Origin of the sequence: Streptomyces sp. NPDC047061, from assembly GCF_040643955.1 — a bacterium.
Taxonomy (GTDB): Bacteria; Actinomycetota; Actinomycetes; order Streptomycetales; family Streptomycetaceae; genus Streptomyces.
This window is the reverse complement of sequence record NZ_JBEYVI010000037.1, coordinates 80,530-101,417: the sequence shown is the minus strand read 5'-3', so window position 1 is coordinate 101,417 and position 20,888 is coordinate 80,530. Positions and strand designations below refer to the sequence as shown.

At 72.3% G+C, this 20,888-nt stretch carries 24 protein-coding genes and 1 pseudogene; 12 read left to right on the top strand and 13 right to left on the bottom strand.

Features of this window, described 5'->3' with window-relative positions; genetic code table 11:
- Positions 1-470: 470 nt before the first annotated feature.
- The 4 genes from ABZ887_RS38710 to ABZ887_RS38695 all read left to right on the top strand — a co-directional run bounded on the left by ABZ887_RS38710 (position 471) and on the right by ABZ887_RS38695 (position 2,603).
- Positions 471-644 carry a hypothetical protein gene (locus ABZ887_RS38710; RefSeq protein ID WP_361300612.1) on the top strand — a complete coding sequence of 58 codons (174 nt, stop codon included), beginning with the start codon at positions 471-473 and terminating at the stop codon, positions 642-644.
- On the top strand, positions 599-847 hold the full coding sequence (locus tag ABZ887_RS38705) for a CocE/NonD family hydrolase C-terminal non-catalytic domain-containing protein (RefSeq protein WP_361300609.1): 249 nt from the start codon (positions 599-601) through the stop codon (positions 845-847). Before ABZ887_RS38710 ends, ABZ887_RS38705 begins: the two co-directional genes overlap by 46 nt.
- A gap of 150 nt (positions 848-997) precedes the next feature.
- The gene (locus ABZ887_RS38700; protein ID WP_361300606.1) at positions 998-1,822 is read left to right on the top strand and encodes a DUF1684 domain-containing protein; all 825 of its coding nucleotides are present in this window, start codon (positions 998-1,000) and stop codon (positions 1,820-1,822) included.
- Between the two features lie 94 nt (positions 1,823-1,916).
- Entirely contained in the window at positions 1,917-2,603 is a 687-nt protein-coding gene (locus tag ABZ887_RS38695; RefSeq protein ID WP_361300603.1) for a TetR/AcrR family transcriptional regulator, read from the top strand.
- Here ABZ887_RS38695 and ABZ887_RS38690 read toward each other — a convergent pair.
- From ABZ887_RS38690 to ABZ887_RS38660, 7 genes are all read right to left on the bottom strand, one after another.
- Positions 2,600-3,304: a DinB family protein gene (locus tag ABZ887_RS38690; RefSeq protein WP_361300600.1), complete on the bottom strand. Its 705-nt coding sequence runs from the start codon at positions 3,302-3,304 to the stop codon at positions 2,600-2,602. The two genes, ABZ887_RS38695 and ABZ887_RS38690, sit on opposite strands and share 4 nt — an antisense overlap.
- Positions 3,305-3,419: 115 nt before the next feature.
- Positions 3,420-4,532, bottom strand: a complete 1,113-nt coding sequence (paaE, locus tag ABZ887_RS38685) for a 1,2-phenylacetyl-CoA epoxidase subunit PaaE (protein WP_361300597.1) — start codon at positions 4,530-4,532, stop codon at positions 3,420-3,422.
- Positions 4,532-5,047, bottom strand: a complete 516-nt coding sequence (gene paaD, locus ABZ887_RS38680; protein ID WP_361300594.1) for a 1,2-phenylacetyl-CoA epoxidase subunit PaaD — start codon at positions 5,045-5,047, stop codon at positions 4,532-4,534. The genes paaE and paaD overlap by 1 nt, the downstream gene beginning before the upstream one ends.
- A complete protein-coding gene (paaC, locus tag ABZ887_RS38675; RefSeq protein ID WP_361300591.1) occupies positions 5,041-5,871 on the bottom strand; it encodes a 1,2-phenylacetyl-CoA epoxidase subunit PaaC in 831 nt (276 codons plus the stop codon). The genes paaD and paaC overlap by 7 nt, the downstream gene beginning before the upstream one ends.
- Before the next feature lie 9 nt (positions 5,872-5,880).
- Positions 5,881-6,171, bottom strand: a complete 291-nt coding sequence (paaB, locus tag ABZ887_RS38670) for a 1,2-phenylacetyl-CoA epoxidase subunit PaaB (RefSeq protein ID WP_361300588.1) — start codon at positions 6,169-6,171, stop codon at positions 5,881-5,883.
- Positions 6,168-7,139 (bottom strand): 1,2-phenylacetyl-CoA epoxidase subunit PaaA, encoded by a 972-nt coding sequence (gene paaA, locus ABZ887_RS38665; RefSeq protein ID WP_361300585.1) that lies wholly within the window; start codon positions 7,137-7,139, stop codon positions 6,168-6,170. The genes paaB and paaA overlap by 4 nt, the downstream gene beginning before the upstream one ends.
- Positions 7,140-7,284: 145 nt before the next feature.
- Complete coding sequence (locus ABZ887_RS38660; protein ID WP_361300582.1) at positions 7,285-7,491, bottom strand: Arc family DNA-binding protein; 207 nt, start codon at positions 7,489-7,491, stop codon at positions 7,285-7,287.
- A gap of 17 nt (positions 7,492-7,508) precedes the next feature.
- Here ABZ887_RS38660 and ABZ887_RS38655 point away from each other — a divergent pair, with 17 nt between their 5' ends.
- Positions 7,509-8,729 carry a transposase gene (locus ABZ887_RS38655; RefSeq protein WP_361300579.1) on the top strand — a complete coding sequence of 407 codons (1,221 nt, stop codon included), beginning with the start codon at positions 7,509-7,511 and terminating at the stop codon, positions 8,727-8,729.
- 132 nt (positions 8,730-8,861) lie between these two features.
- Here the strand turns inward: ABZ887_RS38655 and ABZ887_RS38650 are convergent, their stop codons facing one another.
- The 3 genes and pseudogenes from ABZ887_RS38650 to ABZ887_RS38640 all read right to left on the bottom strand — a co-directional run bounded on the left by ABZ887_RS38650 (position 8,862) and on the right by ABZ887_RS38640 (position 10,403).
- Complete coding sequence (locus ABZ887_RS38650) at positions 8,862-8,969, bottom strand: 3-hydroxyacyl-CoA dehydrogenase family protein (RefSeq protein WP_361300666.1); 108 nt, start codon at positions 8,967-8,969, stop codon at positions 8,862-8,864.
- Positions 8,967-9,178, bottom strand: a pseudogene (locus ABZ887_RS38645) (enoyl-CoA hydratase-related protein); the annotation flags it as partial. The pseudogene ABZ887_RS38645 and the gene ABZ887_RS38650, both read right to left, overlap by 3 nt.
- 4 nt (positions 9,179-9,182) lie before the next feature.
- Positions 9,183-10,403 carry a thiolase family protein gene (locus tag ABZ887_RS38640; protein ID WP_361300576.1) on the bottom strand — a complete coding sequence of 407 codons (1,221 nt, stop codon included), beginning with the start codon at positions 10,401-10,403 and terminating at the stop codon, positions 9,183-9,185.
- Positions 10,404-10,606: 203 nt separating this feature from the next.
- Here ABZ887_RS38640 and paaI point away from each other — a divergent pair, with 203 nt between their 5' ends.
- The 4 genes from paaI to ABZ887_RS38620 are packed head-to-tail and all read left to right on the top strand — an operon-like array spanning position 10,607 to position 13,075.
- The gene (paaI, locus tag ABZ887_RS38635; RefSeq protein ID WP_361300573.1) at positions 10,607-11,038 is read left to right on the top strand and encodes a hydroxyphenylacetyl-CoA thioesterase PaaI; all 432 of its coding nucleotides are present in this window, start codon (positions 10,607-10,609) and stop codon (positions 11,036-11,038) included.
- Positions 11,035-12,381 (top strand): phenylacetate--CoA ligase PaaK, encoded by a 1,347-nt coding sequence (gene paaK / locus ABZ887_RS38630; RefSeq protein WP_361300570.1) that lies wholly within the window; start codon positions 11,035-11,037, stop codon positions 12,379-12,381. The genes paaI and paaK overlap by 4 nt, the downstream gene beginning before the upstream one ends.
- Before the next feature lie 42 nt (positions 12,382-12,423).
- Positions 12,424-12,909, top strand: a complete 486-nt coding sequence (locus ABZ887_RS38625; protein WP_361300567.1) for a GNAT family N-acetyltransferase — start codon at positions 12,424-12,426, stop codon at positions 12,907-12,909.
- A gap of 22 nt (positions 12,910-12,931) precedes the next feature.
- The gene (locus ABZ887_RS38620; protein ID WP_361300564.1) at positions 12,932-13,075 is read left to right on the top strand and encodes a hypothetical protein; all 144 of its coding nucleotides are present in this window, start codon (positions 12,932-12,934) and stop codon (positions 13,073-13,075) included.
- Here ABZ887_RS38620 and ABZ887_RS38615 read toward each other — a convergent pair.
- Positions 13,065-14,129 (bottom strand): cellulase family glycosylhydrolase, encoded by a 1,065-nt coding sequence (locus ABZ887_RS38615; RefSeq protein ID WP_361300561.1) that lies wholly within the window; start codon positions 14,127-14,129, stop codon positions 13,065-13,067. The genes ABZ887_RS38620 and ABZ887_RS38615 overlap by 11 nt on opposite strands.
- A 359-nt stretch (positions 14,130-14,488) precedes the next feature.
- On the opposite strand from ABZ887_RS38615, the gene ABZ887_RS38610 reads away from it, so the two are divergent.
- Entirely contained in the window at positions 14,489-15,481 is a 993-nt protein-coding gene (locus ABZ887_RS38610; protein WP_361300663.1) for a LacI family DNA-binding transcriptional regulator, read from the top strand.
- On the opposite strand, the gene ABZ887_RS38605 is transcribed toward ABZ887_RS38610, so the two are convergent.
- A complete protein-coding gene (locus ABZ887_RS38605) occupies positions 15,447-17,018 on the bottom strand; it encodes an FAD-dependent monooxygenase (protein ID WP_361300558.1) in 1,572 nt (523 codons plus the stop codon). The genes ABZ887_RS38610 and ABZ887_RS38605 overlap by 35 nt on opposite strands.
- Positions 17,019-17,142: 124 nt before the next feature.
- On the opposite strand from ABZ887_RS38605, the gene ABZ887_RS38600 reads away from it, so the two are divergent.
- Positions 17,143-18,099 (top strand): helix-turn-helix domain-containing protein, encoded by a 957-nt coding sequence (locus ABZ887_RS38600; RefSeq protein ID WP_361300555.1) that lies wholly within the window; start codon positions 17,143-17,145, stop codon positions 18,097-18,099.
- Positions 18,100-18,220: 121 nt separating this feature from the next.
- The gene (gap, locus tag ABZ887_RS38595) at positions 18,221-19,216 is read left to right on the top strand and encodes a type I glyceraldehyde-3-phosphate dehydrogenase (RefSeq protein ID WP_361300552.1); all 996 of its coding nucleotides are present in this window, start codon (positions 18,221-18,223) and stop codon (positions 19,214-19,216) included.
- 47 nt (positions 19,217-19,263) lie between these two features.
- Here gap and ABZ887_RS38590 read toward each other — a convergent pair whose 3' ends face one another.
- Entirely contained in the window at positions 19,264-20,868 is a 1,605-nt protein-coding gene (locus ABZ887_RS38590; RefSeq protein WP_361300549.1) for an MFS transporter, read from the bottom strand.
- Between the last annotated feature and the right edge of the window lie 20 nt (positions 20,869-20,888).

The following is a 20,888-nucleotide window of genomic DNA, read 5'->3' as shown; positions in this document are numbered from 1 at the left end:
CCACAGGTGAGGCGGCGGCTGTCCGGCCGGTCGCTGTGGTGCTCGGGCGCGGTGTACGCGCATCAGCGCCGGGAGGGAGAGCAGCGCGCACGTGCGTATCGAGCCGGGACTGGTCGGGGCCGGCGGTCTCGCGAACGCCGTGGTGAGAGCCGGAGCAAGCGGTTGAAGGACCAGCGTGGCAACTTCCGCACGGGGCCGCAAGAGTGTCGGCACCGCGGCCCGTTCGGCGTGCTGCCTCCACCCGTGTCCGCCCGCTTCCACGGGCTCTCCGCCGAGCCCGACCCGGCCACCTCAAGTCGGAGAGAGTATCTCCACTTAGGCCCGGGCGGAAACCTCCGGAGGGCCGCACTCCTCCCCTCTTCGCGGACCTTGACAGCCCTGCGGGCGCTCCCCGGACTACCGACCATTCGGTCATTGACTCATGGCCGTGGTGCGGCTCAGACGGAGATCCCCCACCCCAAGGAACCCGCATGACGAAGAGCAAGGCCCGTTACCGGTTCAGGTCCTCTCCCACCGTCTCAGCGCTGACCGGCGGTTCGGCCGCGCTGGCGCTGGTGGTCGCGGGGCAGACGGCCACCCCGACCGCGCAGCCCCTCGCGTGGCAGCCGCCCGCGGCCTCGCCCAGGCCTCGGAACGTCCCGTGACCCCGGGCAGGACGACCCGGTACGACATCTCGCTCCTGCCCAGCCTCACGAGGATCCCCGCCGGGTACCGCATCCGGGTCTCCCTGGCCGGCGGTCTGTACACGGTCGAGCGGTCGGCGGAGGCCGCGTCGTTCGTCAACCTGCCCCTGACGTCACCGGGCACGGCACACCCGAACGACAGCTCCTGGGGGCCGGCGTCCTGAACGGCCGGACCGCGGCCCGGGTCCCGACGCCTGGACCCCCTGTCACACGACTGACGAGAAGCTGTCACACGTGGACCGGAATGCGGGTTCGCCCACCCCCGTTCTGACTGGCACGGCAGTTGAAGAGCCTCGCCCGACGAAAGAGGACGCATGACGACTGAGGCCACCACGACGGATTCGCAGGTCTTCACCGAGAGCTGGCTGGACTGGCACCGCGCCCAGGAGGACCGGATCTCCGCCCCGCACGGTTTCCTGGCCATCACCGGTCTGCACTGGCTCGACGACCGGCCGCAGCGCTTCCCCGACGCTCCCGGCGCCTGGCGCACCGGCCCCGACGGGGTCGTCGTCGCCCTGGACGAAGGGGAGGAACTGGTCGTCGACGGAACGCCGGTCCGGGGCGAACACCGCTTCGGCGTGCTGGCCGAGCGCAGCGGCGTCGACGCGGTCTGGGGCGACGCCGTCATCGAGGTCGCCAAGCGCGGCGGCAACGACATCGTGCGCCCCCGGCACCCGGACGCCCCGCTGCGCACCACGTTCACCGGAACGCCCGCCTACTCCCCCGACCCGCGCTGGGCCGTGACGGGCCGGTACGTGGCCTTCGACGAGCCGCGGCCGACCACCGTGGGTGCCGCGGTGGAGGGCCTCGAGCACGTGTACGACGCCCCGGGCCGGGTCGAGTTCGAGCTGGAGGGGCGGCAGCTGTCCCTGACCGCGTTCCCGGGACGCGCTCCCGGCGGGCTGACGGTGCTGTTCACCGACGCGACCTCCGGGGTCACCACCTACGCCGCCAACCGCGTCCTGACCGTCGAACCGCCCGCCGGCGACGGCACGGTGGTCCTGGACTTCAACCGCGCCGCGAACCTGCCGTGCGCCTACACGGACCTGGCCACCTGCCCGCTGCCGCCGGCCGGGAACCGGCTGCCGGTGGCGGTCGAGGCCGGTCAGAAGATCCCGCGCGAGCGCGGCGGATCCTGACCGGGCGGCCGTACCGGGGGGCGGCGGGCCCCGCTTCCCGCCGCCCGGGCGGCAGCCCCTCGGCATGCATGATCCACAGGGCTACGATGTGCCCATGGCCGAGGGTTCCCAGGAGAGCACGTCGAAGGACGGCGAGCGTCCGTTGCGGCGCGACGCCGCCCGCAACAGGGAACGGATCGTGCTGGCGGCGCGGGAGGTCTTCGGCCGCCGGGGGCTGGGAGTGACCCTGGACGACGTGGCCAAGCACGCCGGGGTCGGCGTCGGCACGATGTACCGCCGCTTCCCCACCAAGGAGGCTCTGGTACGGGCCGTGTTCGAGCAGGACCTGGCGATGCGGCAGGAGTCCGCGGAGCATGCCCTCGCCCATCCCGATCCGTGGCAGGGGCTCGTCGACTTCCTCATGACGATGACGGCCGATCTCGCCGAGAACCGCGGCCTGCACGAGGTCATCGTGCTGGGGAGCCACAGTTCCGAGCCCTTCGAGACGGCCCGCGGGGGCCTGCTCCCCTACCTGGAGGCGCTGATCCGGCGGGCCCAGGACAGCGGGCAGCTGCGGCCGGAGGTGACCGCCTCCGACATCCCCGTCATCCAGCAGATGCTCGGCGCCGCCGCCCAGTTCACCCAGGGCCGGCGGCCCGACATCTGGCGCCGTTACATGGAGATCATCCTGAACGGCCTCCGGCAACGCCCGGACGACCTTCCGCTGACGACGCCCAGCCTCAGCGACGAGCTGGTGGAACAGGCGATGGGCCTGGTGCGGCCGGCGCCACCGCAGGGCTAGGCGCGGGAGGAGCCGCGGGCCTGCCACAGGTCGCGGAGCAGGGCGATCTCCGCCATGTGGTGGATGAACTCGAGGTTGGTGCCCCACAGTACGTCGACGAAGGGGTCGTCGGGATCGGACCCGTACGGGTACTGGGAGAAGCCGACGGTGTCGAGCTGCTCGTCGGTGACCCCGGCGACGCTGTCGCGCCAGCAGTCCACGTCCGCCCAGAACCGGTCGAGGGCCAGGGCGGCGCTCGGGGTGAAGTCGACCATCTGCCTCGGGTCCCGGCGGCGTTCGCCGAAGGTCCACTCCCATCCGCCCGCGAACTGCGAGTGCAGATGCCCCAGCCGCCACGCGATCGTCGTCACCGCGGTCCGGTCGGGCTCCGGCGGGCCCGTGCGTCCGAGGATCTGCTCGACCCGTTCGACGCTCACGCTCCAGTCGTCGGCGATCTTGGCGACGGTCATGCCCGCGGCGGCCTGCCGGGACACCTCGGCGTACTCGCCGGCCGGGATGTCGGGCGCGCCCTTGTCGATGACCCAGTCGCCGGGACCGTACGCCCGGGGTGTCGTCGCCTCCTTCCGGCGCCGGATCGACCAGGAGCCGGGGACCGGCTCCCACAGGTACTCCTCGTCGCCGAGCCCGGTCAGCCGCACCTGGGCCCGTTCCCTGGTGGTGTCGAACTGGTCCAGCAGCAGGCCCAGTCGTCCGGTCCCCATGTCTGGCTCCCTCCGCGGGCGGCCGTCCGGCTTCGCCCAGGCGGAGGCTAACGGCCCGCACGCGCGGGGCGCGACGGATTTCCGTCCCCCTCACGGCACGGCGCGCCGGGGCCGGTCAGCTGTCGTAGTCGACCGTCAGCGACTCGGAGACCGGGTACGACTGGCAGGTCAGGACGTAGCCGGCGGCCACCTCGGCGGGTTCCAGGGCGTAGTTGCGGCGCATGTCGGCCTCGCCGTCCGTGATGCGGGCCCGGCAGGTTCCGCAGACGCCTCCCTTGCAGGCGAACGGGAGGTCCGGGCGGATGCGCGCGGCGGAGTCGAGGATGGTGCGCCCGCGTGGGAGCCGTGCGGTGGTGGAGCGGCCGTCCAGGGTGACGGTGACCTCGCTGGCCGGACCGGTCGCCACCGCCTCCTCGTGCCGGACAGGCTCGATCGGCTCGTCGGCGAAGAAGAGTTCCTGGTGGATCCGGTCGGCGGGCACGCTCAGCTCCGCGAGCACCTTCTGCGCGTCGAGGACCATGCCGTGCGGGCCGCACAGCCACCAGTGGTCGGCGCCCTCGACGTCGACCAGGCCGTCGACGAGCGCGCCGAGGCGGTCGCCGTCCAGGCGGCCGGAGAGGAGCTCGGCCTCGCGGGGTTCGCGGGAGAGGACGTGGGCGAGGTGGAAGCGGGTGCGGTACTCGTCCTTCAGGTCGGCCAGCTCGTCGGCGAACATCACGGTGTCGGTGCGCCGGTTGCCGTAGAACAGCGTCACCTTCGAGCGGTCGTCGGCGGCCAGGACCGACTCGGCGATGGACATCATGGGGGTGATGCCCGAGCCGGCCGCGATGAGCACGTGGTGGCCGGGGACCGTGAGGTCGGGGGTGAAGGCTCCGGTGGGCGCCATCACCTCGACGGTGTCGCCCGGGCGTACCTCGTGGACCAGCCAGGAGGAGAAGAGTCCGCCGGGCACCTCGCGGACGCCGATGCGGGGCGCGGTGCCGGCCGGCGAGCAGATCGAGTAGGAGCGCCGCTCGTCGCGCCCGTCGACCTCGCGGCGGAGGGTGAGCGACTGGCCGGGGCCGAACGCGAACTCCTCCACGAGGGCGGCGGGGATGTCGAAGGTGACCGCCACCGCGTCCTCGCACAGGGGCTGGACGGCGGCGACGCGCAGGGGGTGGAAGGCAGGGCGGCGCCGGCGGGCTGTCGTCGCGGGGGCACCGGCGGTCGGTGCCGTCAGCTCTGCCATCAGATCTCCTTGACGTACTCGAACGGCTCCCGGCAGCTGAGGCAGCGCCACAGTGCCTTGCAGGAGGTGGCCGCGAACCGGGAGGTCTCCTCGGTGGCGGCCGATCCGCAGCGGGGACACGGAACCGTGCGCCGGGTCGGCGACAGGTCCAGCGGGACGGGCCCCGCGGGTCGCCGGGGCGCGGTGTCCGGCGGTGCGATGCCGTGGTCGGCGAGTTTGCGGCGACCCTCGGAGGTGATCCAGTCGCTGGTCCACGGCGGGTCGAGGACCGTGCGGATCTGCACGCGGCCGAAGCCGGCGTCCCGCAGGCGGGCGGCGACCCCGGCGCGCATCTCGGCCATGGCGGGGCAGCCGGAGTAGGTCGGGGTGAGGTCGGCGACCACCGTGCCGTCCGGCTCGACGCTGACGTCCCGCAGCACGCCGAGGTCGGCGAGGGTGAGCATGGGAAGTTCCGGGTCGGGCACCTGTTCGGCGATGTGCCGGGCCCGCCGGGCGTCGGTCAGGACGGTCACCATGTCGCCTCCGGGTGGGCGCGGGCCACGCTCTGCAACTCGGCGAGGAGTGGGACGAGATGGTCGGTGTGCTCGCCGTCGCGGCCCTGGCCGGACAGCGTCGGGACGGCCGGCACGGGGAGTCCGGCCGCGTCGAGGACCTGGTGGAGATCCGCCAGCACCGCGTCGCGCACGTCCTGCGCGGCGAGGAGTTCCTCCCAGTACGGGGCCTGTGCCTCCAGGGCCGTCAGCATCCGGGCGTGGGACTCCTCGGTGCCGTCGCCGAGGCGTACGACCCACTCGGCGGCGTACTGCCGGTGGTAGGTGAGCTCCTTGACGCCCTTGGCGGCGATCGCCGCGAGCACCGGGTCCGGCGTGGCGGCCAGTTCGGTGAAGTGGGCGAGCCGCCAGCTGGCGAACACCAGGAGCCGCAGCACGGAGAAGGCGAAGTCGCCGTTGGGGAGTTCGACGAGGCGTACGTTGCGGAAGTCTGCGGCGTCCCGGAAGTAGGCGTAGGCGTCCTCCGTGCGGCCGGTGCCGTCGGTCTGGCCGGCGCGGGAGTAGAGCAGGCGGGCCTGGCCGAGCAGGTCGAGGCCGATGTTGGCCAGCGCGACCTCCTCCTCCAGTTCGGGGGCGCGGGTGACCCATTCGGCGAGCCGCTGGGCCAGGACCAGGGCGTCGTCGCCGAGCGCCAGGCAGCCGGCGGCGAGTGCGGCGGCGTCGACGCCCTCGGGGACGGCGGTGTCGACGCCGTGCAGCGGGTCCTCGAAGCCGGTGCCGAACGCCCAGCGCGCGTCGCTGTCGTCGTGGCCCTCGGCCAGGCTCAGGTAGACGTGGTCGTCGCTCATCACCGGCTCCTAGATGTGCGGGACATCGTCGGGGATGTCGTAGAAGGTCGGGTGCCGGTAGACCTTGTCGGCGCTGGGGGCGAAGAAGGGGTCCTTCTCGTCCCGGGTGGAGGCGGCGATGTGCTCGGAGCGCACGGCCCAGATGCTGACGCCCTCGTTGCGCCGGGTGTACAGGTCGCGGGCGTGGGTGAGGGCCATCTCGTCGTCGGCCGCGTGCAGCGAGCCGACGTGGACGTGGTTGAGGCCGCGCTTGCCGCGGATGAAGATCTCGTACAGGGGCCAGTTCTCGGAGTCGCTCATGCCACTGCCTCCTCGCGGGCTCGGGCGGCCTGCTTGGCGGCGTGGGCGCTGGCGGCCGCACGCACCCAGGCACCTTCCTCGTGGGCGGCCCGCCGGCGCTCCATCCGCTCCGCGTTGCACGGGCCGTTGCCGCTGATGACTTCCTTCAGCTCGGAGAAGTCGGGGGTGCCGAAGTCGTGGTGGCCGCGCTCCTCGTTCCAGCGCAGCTCGGGGTCGGGCAGGGTCACGCCGAGCCTGGCGGCCTGCGGAACGGTCATGTCGACGAACCGCCGGCGCAGTTCGTCGTTGCTGTGCCGCTTGATCTTCCAGGCCATCGACTGGGCGGAGTTGGGCGAGTCGTCGTCGGGCGGGCCGAACATCATCAGGGAGGGCCACCACCAGCGGTCCACGGCGTCCTGCACCATCTCCCGCTGGGCGTCGGTGCCGCGCATCATGGTCATCAGCAGTTCGTAGCCCTGCCGCTGGTGGAAGGACTCCTCCTTGCAGATCCGCACCATCGCGCGGGCGTAGGGGCCGTAGGAGCTGCGGCACAGCGGCACCTGGTTGCAGATGGCCGCGCCGTCGACGAACCAGCCGATGACACCGACGTCCGCGTAGCTGAGCGTCGGGTAGTTGAAGATCGACGAGTACTTCTGGCGGCCTTCGAGCAGGCGCTGGGTGAGGTCCGCGCGGTCGATGCCCAGGGTCTCGGCTGCCGAGTACAGGTACAGGCCGTGGCCGGCCTCGTCCTGGACCTTGGCGAACAGGATCGCCTTGCGGCGCAGCGAGGGCGCCCGGGTGATCCACTCGCCCTCCGGCTGCATGCCGATGATCTCCGAGTGCGCGTGCTGGGCGATCTGCCGGATCAGCGTCCTGCGGTAGCCCTCCGGCATCCAGTCGCGCGGCTCGATCCGCTGGTCACGCGAGATCGTCGCCTCGAAACGGGACTCCAGATCGTGCTCGGCGTCCCTTCCGGCCGCTTCTGTCATCTCCACCAACTCCCAACCGACCATTCGTTCGGTTCATCATAAGGTGCGCCCTCCCCGGTCTGGCAAGGGCCTCGCCCGACCGGGGTCCGTAGAACGGCGTCCGCTCCGCTTCGGTCACCGGGACCCCCGGAGGATGCCCCGGCCGTCAGGCCGGGGAGGAATCCGGTTTCCCGTGTAGCGAGGCAGGGGAAGTCGGATCGCCGCCAGGTGATCCGGCGTCCACCACGCGAGAGCTGAGGGCGACCTCCAGGAGGTGGAGGATCTCGGAGTTGACGGACCGCCTGTCCGCAGACGCTTGGGCGGTCACCCGTTCGTGTAGGTCTGCCGGAATCCGGAGTGAGAAACGAATCATGACGTTACTTTGGCATCATGATGACGCCAAGCGAAGCCGACGAGGGCGGGCACGCCCGGTACACGTACCGGCTTCGTATGTCGTCGGCCGCCCGTACGGCACTGCTGGCGGAGTGGGACCGCTGCAGGTGGGTCTGGAACGAGTGCGTTGCCAAGTCCAGGGCAACCCACCTGCGCAACAAGGACGAGGCCGGGAAGCGGACCTGTGGCCCGGCACAGCTCGACAAAATGCTGACCGCGGCACGGGACCGAACGCCGTGGCTGCGCGAGGGCTCCAGCGTTGCGCAGCAGCAGCTGATCCGGGACTTCGGCAAGTCCCGCGCCAAGGCGCACAAGGACATCCGGGAACGCCTGCCTCAGCGGCAGCGGGCCGGCATGCCGAAGTGGAAGAAGAAGCGCGAAGCCTTGCCTACGCTGAACTACACGAAGCGCGGTTTCCGGCTGAAGGACGATCGCCTGCATCTGGCGGGCGGGATCGCGGTGACGGTGGTGTGGTCGCGGGACCTGCCCACCGAACCCTCCTCGGTGCGCGTGTACCAGGACAGCATCGGGCACTGGTACTGCTCGTTCGTGGTCCCCACCGAGGTACAACCGCTGCCTGAGACCGGCGAGGTGCTCGGCGTGGACTGGGGAGTGACGCAGACCGCGACCACCACCTCGGACGCCCATGACCTCCCGCACGGTCAGCACGGCCGTAAGGCCCAGGCCAGGCTGACCCGGTACGACCGGATGATGTCCCGCCGCAGACCGAAGAAGGGGCAGGTCGCCTCGAAGGGCTACCGCGAGGCGAAGAAGTGGCGGGCGAAGACCTACGCGAAGATTGCCCGGCAGCGGCAGGACACCGGCCGCAAGTGGGCCAAGAAGGTCGTGACCGATCACGACGTCATTGCCGTCGAGGACTTCCGCCCGAAGTTCCTCGCCAAGTCCTCGATGGCACGCAAGGCCGCCGACGCGGCGATCGGGGCCACGAAGAAGGCCCTGATCGAGATGGGCCGCAAGCACGGGCGGGACATCCGCCTCGTCCACCCCGCGCACACCACAATGGACTGTGCATCGTGCGGAGCGAGAATCAAGCACGCACTGCCGCTGTCCGAACGCACCTACACCTGCACCGCGTGCGGAGCCGTCTCCCCCAGAGACAAGAACTCCGCCCGCGTGATGCTCGTCCGGGCAGGTCTGAACCCGGCTGGCGCAGAGGGCGTAAGACCTCCGGGAGCGCAGCTCCCGGAAGCAGCCTGAGCCAGGAATCCCCTCCCCTCAGGGAGAGGAGCAGTCAACATGTGTAGAAGCCCTGACCCCACCCCGTCTTGTGACCGAGCCCGCCACCTTGTCGCGCAGCAGCCGCGGCGGCGCGAAGTGGTCGCTGAGGGTCTAGTGGAGGTACTCGGCGATGGCGAGCCGCACGTCGAGTCCGACCAGGTCGGTCAGGCGCAGCGGGCCCATGAGGTGCTTGTGACCGAGCCGCGTGGCGTAGTCGATGGCCTCGGGTGGGGCGACGCCCTTGCGTAGGCCAGCTCGGCTCCGCCGCCCAGGGCCCAGCCGTCGACGGCGGCCACGGTGGGCATGGGCAACCGCCGGACGCGTTCGAACAGTCGGCTGTTGATGCCCTGCAGTGCCTCGTCCCGGCCGCATTTCAGCAGCACGGCGATGTCGGCGCCGTCCGCGAGGACCCCGCCGTGGCCGGTCAGGTGGTCACACCCGCTCCACGAGAAGCGCGACGCCCTGGCCCACGCCGACGCAGAGCGTGGCCAGGCCGCGGCGGCCGTTCTCCCGTTCGAGGCGGCCCAGGAGGGTGAGCAGGATGCGGGCGCCGGAGCAGCCGAGCGGATGGCCGAGGGCGATGGCCCCGCCGTCCGCGTTGACCTTGTCCTCGTCGAGCTTGAGGCGGCGGATCACCGCCAGCGCCTGGACGGCGAAGGCCTCGTTGAGCTCCACGGCGTCCAGGTCGCCGGTCTGCCAGCCGGCGCGGGCCAGGGCCTTCTCGGTGGCGGGGACCGGCCCGAGACCCATGAGGTGGGGCTGGACGCCGGCGGAGGCCGAGGCGACGATCCGGGCCCGCGGGGTGAGGCCGTACCGCTCGACAGCCTCGGCACTCGCGACCACCAGGGCGGCCGCACCGTCGGACAGCGGCGAGGACGAGCCCGCCGTGACGACACCGTCCGCGCGGAAGACGGTACGCAGGGAGCCCAGCTTCTCCAGGGTGGTGGAGGGGCGGGGGCCCTCGTCCCGGGTGACCTCGCCGTCGCGCACCGGGACGGGCACGATCTCGCGGTCGAAGCGGCCCGCCTGCTGGGCGGCCACGGCCCGCTGGTGGCTGCGCAGCGCGAAGGCGTCGGAGTCGGCGCGGGTGATGCCGTCGAGGGCGGCGACCTCCTCCGCGGTCTCGCCCATGGAGAGCGTGACCCTGACCGTCTCGGGTCCGGCGTCCCCGGGCACGGCGCGGTCGGCGGCGGTGAAGCGCGGGTTGGTGAACCGCCAGCCGAGTGCCGTGTCGTGGACCTGCCCGGGCTTGGCCCACGGGGTGCCGGGCTTCTCCATCACCCAGGGCGCCCGGGTCATGGACTCCACTCCCCCGGCGACCACGAGGTCCGCCTCGCCGGCGCGGATCGTCTGGGCGGCCGAGGCGACGGCCGTGAGGCCCGAGGCGCACAGGCGGTTGACGGTGTAGCCGGGCACGGTGTGCGGCAGTCCGGCGAGCAGCACCGCCATCCTGGCCACGTCCCGGTTGTCCTCGCCCGCCTGGTTGGCTGCTCCCAGGACGACCTCGTCCACGGCCTCACCGGGGACACCGGAGCGCCGGACGGCCTCGCCGACGACGAGAGCGGCCAGGTCGTCGGGCCGTACGGCGGCCAGGGCGCCGCCGTAGCGGCCCTGCGGGGTGCGGGCCCCGTCGATCAGGTAGACGTCGGGCATCGGGCGGTCTCCTCGGCTTCGGGGTGCGCGGTCCGCCGCGGCCGCGGGACGGCGCGGCGGCCGGTGGCGACGGGGGCCGGACGGGGTGGCGCGGGCACGTCCGCGGCCCGCGTTTCCACCTCTTGACATGCAGGTGTGTTGCTGGATTACTTGACCACGCCGCACGCTAACCGAATGTTCGGTCGGGCCACAAGGTGGTGGAAATGACGACCCAGGTACCCGGGACGACACCTGGCCCCGTCGAGACGATGTTCGCCGCGGACGAGGCGTCCAGGCGGCTGGGGATCGAGTTGCTGGAGCACGGCGAGGGGACGGCCGTGCTGCGGATGACCGTGACCGCCTCGCAGGTCAACGGAGACCGGATCGCCCACGGCGGGCATGTCTTCCTGCTCGCCGACACGGCGTTCGCCTGCGCCTGCAACAGCCACGGTCCGGTGACCGTCGCCGCCGGGGCCGACATCGACTTCGTCGCGCCCGCCTACGAGGGCGACGTGCTGGTCGCCACCGCGCGGGAGCGCGTCCGGTTCGGCCGCAGCGGTGTCTACGACGTGAGTGTCGTGCGCGGCGACGAGGTGATCGCGGAGTTCCGCGGCCGCAGTCGCACGCTCCGCACGCAGAACGAGGAGCCGCAATGAGCAGCGAAGTGACCGTGTCCGGGCCCAGGGGCACCCGCCGGGGAGAGCCGCTCCCCGAGGCACTGCTTGACGAGGCCGAGCGGATGTCCCGCGAGGAGGTCCGGGCGCTCCAGCTCACCAGGTTGCGCACGACGCTGCGGCACGCGTACGACAACGTGGAGCTGTACCGCAGGAAGTTCGACGCGGCCGGCGTGCGCCCGGACGACTGCCACACCCTCGCGGACCTCGCCCGCTTCCCCTTCACGACCAAGGCGGACCTGCGGGACACCTACCCCTTCGGCATGTTCGCCGTGCCGATGTCCGAGGTGCGGCGCGTGCACGCCTCCAGCGGCACCACCGGCCGCCCCACCGTGGTCGGCTACACCGACAACGACCTGTCGATGTGGGCGGACGTCGTCGCCCGTTCCATCCGGGCCGCCGGCGGCCGCCCGGGGCACAAGGTCCATGTCTCCTACGGGTACGGCCTGTTCACCGGCGGCCTCGGCGCCCACTACGGCGCCGAGCGCGCCGGCTGCACCGTCATCCCCGCCTCCGGCGGCATGACCGCCCGCCAGGTGCAGATCATCCAGGACTTCCGCCCCGAGATCATCATGGTCACGCCCTCCTACATGCTGACCCTGCTCGACGAGTTCGAGCGCCAGGGCGTCGATCCGCGCTCCACCTCCCTGAAGGTCGGCATCTTCGGCGCGGAGCCGTGGACGGAGGAGATGCGGCGCGAGATCGAGGACCGCATGGACATCCACGCGGTCGACATATACGGCCTGTCCGAGGTCATCGGCCCCGGGGTCGCCCAGGAGTGCGTGGAGACCAAGGACGGGCTGCACGTCTGGGAGGACCACTTCTACCCGGAGGTCGTGGACCCGCTGGGCGACGAGGTGCTGGCCGAGGGCGAGAGCGGCGAGCTGGTCTTCACCTCGCTCACGAAGGAGGCGCTGCCCATCATCCGTTACCGCACCCGGGACCTGACGCGGCTGCTGCCCGGCACGGCGCGGCCCGGCTTCCGCCGGATCGAGAAGATCACCGGCCGCAGCGACGACATGATCATCCTGCGGGGCGTGAACGTCTTCCCCAGCCAGGTGGAGGAGATCGTGCTGCGGACGCCGGGGGTGGCCCCGCACTTCCAGATCCAGATCAGCCGGCGCGGGCGGATGGACCACATGACGGTCCGGGTGGAGGCCCGGCCCGACGCCGGCCCCGCCGACCGTGAGGCCGCCGTCCGGACCATCGCCCAGGGCATCAAGGACGGCGTCGGGGTCTCCGTGGAGGTCGCCGTCGTCGAACCGGAGACGCTGGAGCGCTCGGTCGGCAAGATCCGCCGGGTGAAGGACCTGCGCAAGTCCTAATGCGCTGGCGGGCCGACGGCCGGGCTGCCTACCGTCCTCCCCATGCCCGAACTCCAGTTGCTCCGCCCGGACCACGCCCCGGCCGTGCTCGCCTTCGAGTTGGAGAACCGCGCCTATTTCGCGGCGGCCATCCCCGACCGCGGCGACGAGTACTTCGCCCGGTTCGACGAGCGGCACCGGTCGCTGCTGGCCGAACAGGAGGCCGGGATCTGCTACTTCCATGTGCTGGTCGACCCGGCGGGCGCGGTGCTGGGGCGGGTGAATCTGATCGACGTCGAGGACGGCGCCGCCGACCTGGGGTACCGGATCGCGGAGCGGGCCACCGGGCGGGGGCTCGCCACCTGGGGTGTACGGGAGGTGTGCCGTCGCGCCGTCGACACCTACGGACTGACCACCCTGCGGGCCGCCGCCGCCCTCTGCAACGCGGCGTCGCGGGCGGTCCTGGCCCGGACCGGGTTCACCGTGACCGGTGAGACACGGCTGAACGGTCGGCCGGCGGTGACGTATCAGCTCCGCCTCCAGCCGTAAGGGCTCTGCTGGAGTTACCGGCATGCGCCGTCGTTCGTCCGCGGCGCCGTCGTGGCTGGTCGCGCAGTTCCCCGCGCCCCTGTCGGGGCGCTGTCGAGCCGCCTGCTTCACAGCGGCCGCGGTGCTCGTGGACACCGCGGCCGCCGTGGAGTCGGTCAGCCGTTGACCGGCCTGCCGCGGCCCCAGGCCCAGGCGAGGCGGTCGGCGCCGGACTGGTTGGTGGTGGCCAGCCAGGGGCGGGACGCGTCGCCGATCAGCTTCTGGATGGAGTACGTGTCGTCGGTGCGCAGGCCCGGCCAGTACACCGAGCCCATGCCGAGCTTGCGGAACGTGTCCGTGTCGGCCTGGATGAAGTTGACGGAGTTGTCGTCGGGCGTCGGCACGTTGTAGTCGAGGCCCGTGGTCATGGGGGCGCCGAACTCGTCGGCGACCGTGCGGTTCGCGCAGTCGCCGAGACGTTCCTTGAGGTCGGCCACCCACTGGTCGTAGGTGGCGTAGCTCTTCCAGAAGCCGTAGTGGTGCAGGGAGAGGTAGGTGCCCTTCAGGCGCGGGTCGGCGCAGACGGTGGTGACGTGGTCGTTGTAGCCGGCGCCGCTGACGAAGACGCGGTCGTGCGGCACGGACGGGTAGGTCGCCAGCCACTTCGCGGCGAGGTCGGCCCATTCGGCGTCGGTGTAGCCGTGCGGCTCGTTCATCGGCTCGAAGTAGACGTGCGGGTCGTGCCGGTAGGCCTTCACGACGGTGTCCCACATGGGCCAGTAGGTGGCCTCGTCGTCGATGAAACCGTCCTTGTCGGCGCCGGTGCCCTCCCAGTAGGAGACGATCACCTTGAAGCCCTGCGCGGAGGCCGCGTCGATGACCCCGCGGTACGACTTCCAGTAGGAGCCGTTCACCGTGTACGGGTTGATGGGCAGCCGGACGGTGTTGGCGCCGAGGTTGGCGCGGAAGGCCGCGATCACCCGGGTCGCCTTGGCATAGGTCTGGGCGTAGCTGTCGGAGAGCGACAGGCCGGACAGGACCACGGGGTCGTCGGCGTAGTTGTCGCGCGGGTCGGCCCAGTTGACGCCCTTGAACTGGCTGGTGCCGTGGCCCGGTACGGCGGCGGAGGCCGAGGCGGGGCCGCCGGTGAGGGTGGTGGCGCCGACCGCGGCGACCGCGACCGCCGCGAGGGCGGCTCGGGTGCGGGGGGTGATCCGGGTGCTGGCGGGGGTCTTGCGCATCAACGTGCCCTTTCGGAAGACGGCGGCTCGACGCACGGGCTGGCGGCCCGACCGCGTGTTTACGTAAACATCGACGCGGCATGTTCACGTGAACATCGCCTCGGCGACCGTGCCGACGGGATCTCCGTCGGGGCTGGTCACGCGGCGATGTTTACGTAAACTCGAAAGCGTCGGAATCGTGGCATCCGCCCCAGCGGCCGTCAAGGTTTCCCGCTCCGTAACATCCGGTGTGCGAAGGAGACTTGAGGGGTGAGGCGATGGACCTGAACGGGCCGGAGCAGCAGGTCGCACCGGCCGCGGGCGGTGCGCGGCGCGGCGGGTCGGGGGTGCCCGGCGGGCGCCGCAAGCAGCGGGTCTCCATGGCGGACGTCGCCCAACTCGCCGGGGTCTCCTCGCAGACGGTCTCGCGGGTCTCCAACGGGCATCCCGGGGTGATCGCTGCCACCCGGGAGCAGGTGCTGGCTGCGATGCGGGAGCTCGGCTACCGGCCCAACAGCGCGGCGCGCGCCCTGCGTTACGGCCGGTTCCACACCATCGGCGTGATCCTGTTCAGCCTGTCCTCCACGGGCAGCAGCCGCACCGTGGAGGCGATCGCCACGCATGCCGCCGCCGAGGGGTACGCGATCACCCTCATCCCCATCGACGTGGCCACGCAGGACAACGTGCTGGGCGCCTTCACGCGGATGGGCGAGCTGGCGGTGGACGCCGTCATCGTCATCATGGAGATCCATCTGCTCGACTCGGCCACCGTGCAACTGCCGCCCGGTGTGCATGTGGTGGTCGTGGACTCGGACGCCGGGGACCGCTACGGCGTGGTCGACACCGACCAGGCCGACGGCGCGCGGCGGGCCGTACGGCACCTGCTGGATCTGGGCCACCGGACGGTGTGGCACGTGGCGGGCCCCGAGTCCTCGTACGCGGCCCAGCGCCGTGCCCAGGCCTGGCGGGCGGTGCTGGCGGAGGCGGGGTGTCCGGTTCCGGCGCCCCGGCGCGGCGACTGGTCGGCCGAGTCCGGTTACGCGGCCGGACTGGCGCTCGCCGAAGAACCGGACTGTACCGCCGTGTTCGCGGCCAACGACCAGATGGCCCTGGGCCTGCTGCGGGCCTTCCACGAACGGGGCCGGTCCGTCCCGGCGGACATCAGTGTGGTGGGCTTCGACGACACCCCGGACGCGGCGTTCTTCATCCCGCCCCTCACCACCGTCCACCAGGACTTCGCCGAGGTCGGCCGCCGCTGTGTGGAGGGCGTCCTGCGCCAGATCCGCACCGGCGACGACTCCCGGCCCGGCACCGACCTCGTCCCGGCCCGGCTGGTGGTCAGGGAGAGCACTGCTCCGCCGCGCGCGTCGTGACGGCGGTCAGGGCGTCGTGGAGGGCCGAGCCGGCCGGCGGCGGGTCGGCCCAGCGGGCGGCGATGTGGCCGTCGGGGCGGACGAGGACCGCGCCGCCGTGCGGGCTCAGGCCGTAGGCCTCTGCGGGTTCGCCGGGCAGCGGTTCGACGCGCAACGGCCATGGCCCGGTGGCCTGTTGCCACCAGCGGCCGGGGTCCGGGGTGAGCACGGTGAACCACTCGCCGCACGCGTCGAGGGTGGAGCGGCCGGGGGTGAGCCAGTGGTGGGGCATGCGGTGGCCCGGCGCCGCGGTGGGCACGTACTCGGTGCCGGCGGCCTCGGGTGGGCCGCCGGCACGGCCGAGGACGGCGGCGGAGTCGTAGGCTGTGCCGAGCACCAGGCCGAGCTGTGCGAAGTACCGCTCCGACCAGGGCAGTTCGACCTGCGCCGACGAGCCGCTGCGGAGCTGCTCCTTGCGCAGGTCCTGCACCTGGAGCAGGAGGTGGGTGTTGGCGACCGCCTGGCGGAGGGTCTCGTGGGCCACCGGCCGCCGTTCGGTCTCGTACGTCTCCAACAGGGCGGGGTCGGCCCAGCCCTGGAGCACGCCGGCCAGTTTCCAGGACAGGTTGTGCGCGTCCGCGACGCCGGCGTTCATGCCGAGGCCGCCGATCGGCGGGACGGCGTGCGCGGCGTCACCGGCCAGCAGCACCCGGCCCCGCCCGAAGCGTTCGGCGACGTACGCGGTCATCGACCAGTGCTGGACCCGCACCACCTCGGCCTGGACATCGGCACCGGGGCCGAGCGCGTGCGAGACACGGCCGGACCAGTCGGTCTGCCCGTTGCCGTCGGGTGTGGCGCCGAACCAGGCCCAGCCGCCCTCCGGGTAGAGCGGGGTGAAGGTGCCGAACGTGGTGAAGTAGACCCCGGCCGGCTGGTCCGCGCACCAGCGGGTCAGGTCGGCGTCGAACACGACGGTGGTGTAGTCGCCGAGCGCTCCGGGGCCGGTGCCGGCGATGCCCAGCCGCTCGCGGGCGGTGGAGTTCGCGCCGTCGGCGGCGACCACGTACCGGGCCCGGACGCGGGTCTGTGCGCCGTCCGCGCCGTCGGCGAGCACGGCGAGGACGCCCTCCGCGTCCTCTTCCAGGTCGACGAGCTCGGTCCCGAACCGCACCTCTCCCCCGGCGGCGGCGAGCAGGGTGGGTTCCAGCCGGTCCTGCGAGGTGACCACGCCGACGACCGGGCTCTCTGCGACCGGGGCGCGCACCCCGACCATCGCGGCGGTGGCGAAGTCGGGGTCGTACAGGGTGTCCCGGAAGCGCACCCGGCCGTACTCGGGTGCGAACGCGTCCGCCGCCACCCCGGCGGCGATCCCGAGCTGCCGGAAGATCTCCATGGACCGCACGTTGACCAGGCGGGACCGGGGAAACGGGGACAGCTCCCGGTGCTTCTCGACCAGCAGGGCCGGCACACCCCAGCGCGCCAGCAGCGCCCGCGCGGTGAGCCCGACCGGTCCCCCGCCGACGATCAGTACCGGCACCTCTGCGTCCGCTCCAGACATGGCTCCATCATCCGGTGCCGGCGGCCGACCGCAATCGTCCCCCGCGGGCCGCCACCCGAACGGGTGCCGAGGCCGGTGGGCGGTGCGCGCCGGGCCCGGGGCCGGTGCTCGTACCCTGTTCGATGTGCCTCCCGTCCGCCTGCATCGCGTCGCCGTCCTTGTGCTGGAGGGGGCGAAGCCCCTCGACGTCGGTATCCCGGCGCAGGTGTTCACGACCCGGGCGAGCATGCCGTACGAGGTGCGGGTGTGCGGCGCGGCGCCCGGTCTGGTCGCGGGCGGTGACGGGCTGTCGTACCACGTCGCCCACGGCCTCGACGCGCTGGAGTGGGCGGAGATCGTGTTCGTGCCCGGGTACCGGTTCCCGGACCGGGAAGATCCGCCGCCGGCGGTCGTGGCCGCGCTGCTCGCCGCGCACGAGCGGGGCGCCCGGCTGGCCGCCATCTCGACCGGGGCCTTCGCGCTGGCCGCGACCGGGCTGCTCGACGGCCGGCGCGCCACCACCCACTGGCACTACACGCGGGCCCTCGCGGAGCGGCATCCGCTGGTCGAGGTCGACGAGAACGTGCTGTTCGTCGACGAGGGCAGCGTGCTGACGTCGGCCGGCGCGGCCTCGGGAATCGACCTGTGCCTGCACATCCTGCGCGGCGACCTGGGCGTGGCCGCCTCCAACCACGCGGCGCGGCGGCTGGTGGCGGCCCCCTACCGCAGCGGCGGTCAGGCGCAGTACGTGCCGCGCAGTGTGCCCGAGCCGCTCGGTGAGCGGTTCGCCGCGACCCGCGAGTGGGCGCTGCACCGGCTCGGCGAGCCGCTCGCCCTGGACGCGCTCGCCCGGCACGCGGGGGTGTCGGCGCGGACCTTCTCGCGGCGGTTCGTGGAGGACACCGGGTACACGCCGATGCAGTGGGTGATGCGCGCCCGGATCGACCTGGCCCGGGAGCTCCTGGAACGGTCGGAGCGGAGCGTCGAGCAGATCGCCGACGACGTCGGCCTCGGCACCGGGGCGAACCTGCGGCTGCACTTCCAGCGGATTCTCGGCACGACACCGAGCGACTACCGGCGCACCTTCACCAAGGGCGAGTAGGGCCTACCGGGTGAGGCCGGCGGGATCCTGGCGGGATCCTTTCGAACCATGGCGTTCTCGCCGCTGTCCCGGGCGGGCGGGGGCCGCGAACCTGGTGGCGTAGCGAAGGGACACACCACTTATGACTCGTATCGCCGTCAACGGATTCGGCCGCATCGGACGCAATGTGCTGCGGGCCCTGCTGGAGCGGGACAGCAGCCTGGAGATCGTCGCCGTCAACGACCTCACGGAGCCGGCCGCCCTCGCGCGGCTGCTCGCCTTCGACTCGACGGCCGGCCGCCTCGGCCGCCCGGTGAGCGTCGACGGGGACACCCTCGTCGTCGACGGCCGGCGCATCAAGGTGCTCGCCGAGCGTGAGCCGGCCCAGCTGCCGTGGGCCGACCTCGGCGTGGACATCGTGCTGGAGTCGACCGGCCGCTTCACCTCGGCGAAGGCCGCCCGCGCGCACCTCGACGCCGGTGCCCGCAAGGTGCTGGTCAGCGCGCCGTCGGACGGTGCGGACGTGACGCTGGCGTACGGCGTGAACACCGCCGCCTACGACGCGGAGCTGCACACGATCGTCTCCAACGCCTCGTGCACGACCAACGCGCTCGCGCCGCTGGCCGCCGTCCTCGACGAACTCGCCGGTATCGAGCACGGGTTCATGACCACGGTGCACGCCTACACGCAGGAGCAGAACCTGCAGGACGGCCCGCACCGCGACCCCCGGCGCGCCCGTGCCGCCGGGGTCAACATCGTGCCGACCACGACGGGCGCCGCCAAGGCGATCGGCCTGGTGCTGCCGAACCTCGACGGCAGGCTGTCGGGCGACTCGATCCGGGTGCCGGTCCCGGTGGGTTCGATCGTCGAGCTCAACACGACCGTGTCCCGTGACGTGACGCGCGAGGACGTGCTGGCCGCGTACCGTGCGGCGGCCGAGGGTCCGCTCGCCGGTGTCCTGGAGTACTCGGACGACCCGCTGGTGTCGTCGGACATCACCGGCAACCCGGCCTCGTCGATCTTCGACTCGGCCCTCACCCGCGTCGACGGCCGCCACGTCAAGGTGGTGGCCTGGTACGACAACGAGTGGGGCTTCTCGAACCGGGTGATCGACACGCTCGAACTGCTCGCGCGCTAAGGGACGTGGGACCGGTCCCCGCCGTACGTCAGGACGACGTCGGTGTGTCAGCTCGCGGCCCCGGCGGGGTGTGCCGCCGTCTCCGGTACCGTCTGCGCGGCCCGCGCCGGGCGGATCCCGATGAGCGCCACGGCGATGACCGCGGCCACCAGCATCCCGATGCCGCCGACGAGGGCGCACGTGTGCAGGGCGTCGGTGAAGCTCGCGCCGTAGGCGCCCAGGGCCTGTCCGGTGCTCTCGGCGGTCTTCAGGTGCAGGAAGGCACCGGCCTGGATGCCGACGTTCGACACCATGCCGTTCACCTGCCCCTGGTCGGCGGGGCTCAGCCCGGACGCGGCGAGGTGTCCGGGCAGGGTGGCCAGGGTGCGGTGGGTGAGGATGACACCGAAGACGGCGGGGCCGAGGGCGCTGCCGATCTGGCGGAGCGCGCTGTTGGCCGCGGCGGCGGTGCCACCGAGCCGGTGCGGCAGGGCGTCCATGGCGATCGTGGTGATGGGCGCCATGGCGAGCGCGATGCCGATCCCGAACACGCCGATGACCAGGGCGGCCTCTCCGGTGCCCGTGTCGGCCTGGAAGACGTTCATGACGAGGGCCCCGATGCCGCCGATCACGAGACCGGTGACCAGCAGCAGCCCGGGTGTCACGCGGTGCATCAGCCGCCCGACCAGCGGGCTGAGCACCACCGTGAAGCCGTTGATGGCGATGAGGCGGATGCCGATGTCCAGGGTCGAGGCGTGGTGGACGAGCCCGAAGTACTCGCTCAGCGCGAAGACGAGGCCGACCTGGGCGAACAGGGTGACGGCCATGACGAGCGCCGCTCCCGAGAACGCCGGGGACTTGAACAGGCGCATGTCCAGCATCGGGCAGGCGGAGCGGAGTTCCACGAGGACGAAGCCGGCCGCGCCGAGGGCGGCGGCCACGAAGGCGATCACGACCTGGGGCGACGACCAGCCGGCGCTGCCGCCCTCGATGACGCCGTAGACCAGTCCGGTGATGGCGACGACGGCCAGGAGCTGACCGGGGAGGTCCAGATGACGCTCGCGCTCGGCGCGGGAGTCGGTCAGCAGGGCGGCGCCGGCCACGGCCGTGAGCACGGCGAGGACGAGCGCGGGCAGGAAGATCCACCGCCAGCTCGTGTGCTCCACGATCACGCCGTTGACCACCGGACCGAGGGTCAGTCCGAGGCCGAGGGCGGCCGTCCACAGGGCTATCGCCCGGGCACGCTTGCGGGGGTCGGGGCAGACATGGCCGATCAGGGCGAGGGTGGACGGCAGCAGTGCGGCCGTGCCGATGCCGGTGAGCGCCTGCCCGACACAGACCTGCACGACGCTGCCGCCGGTCAGGCAGACCACGCAGCCGAGGGCGAACAGCGTCAGCCCGGCCAGGTAGGTCTTCTTGCGGCCGTACAGGTCACCCACCATGCCGCAGGTCAGCAGCAGGGCCGCGGTCGGCAGGATGAAGGCGTCGGTGATCCACTGCAGGCCCTCGGTGGAGGCGTCGAGTGCCTGCTGCAGGACCGGGAGCGCGACGGAGACACCGACGACCGGCAGGTAGGAGACGAACACGCCGAGGCAGGCCAGCACGATGGTGGCCGTGATGTGCCGGTTGCCGGTGTCGGGCGGCGCGGACGGGGACGAGGCAGGAGAGGACATGGCCACAGGGCACCTCGGAG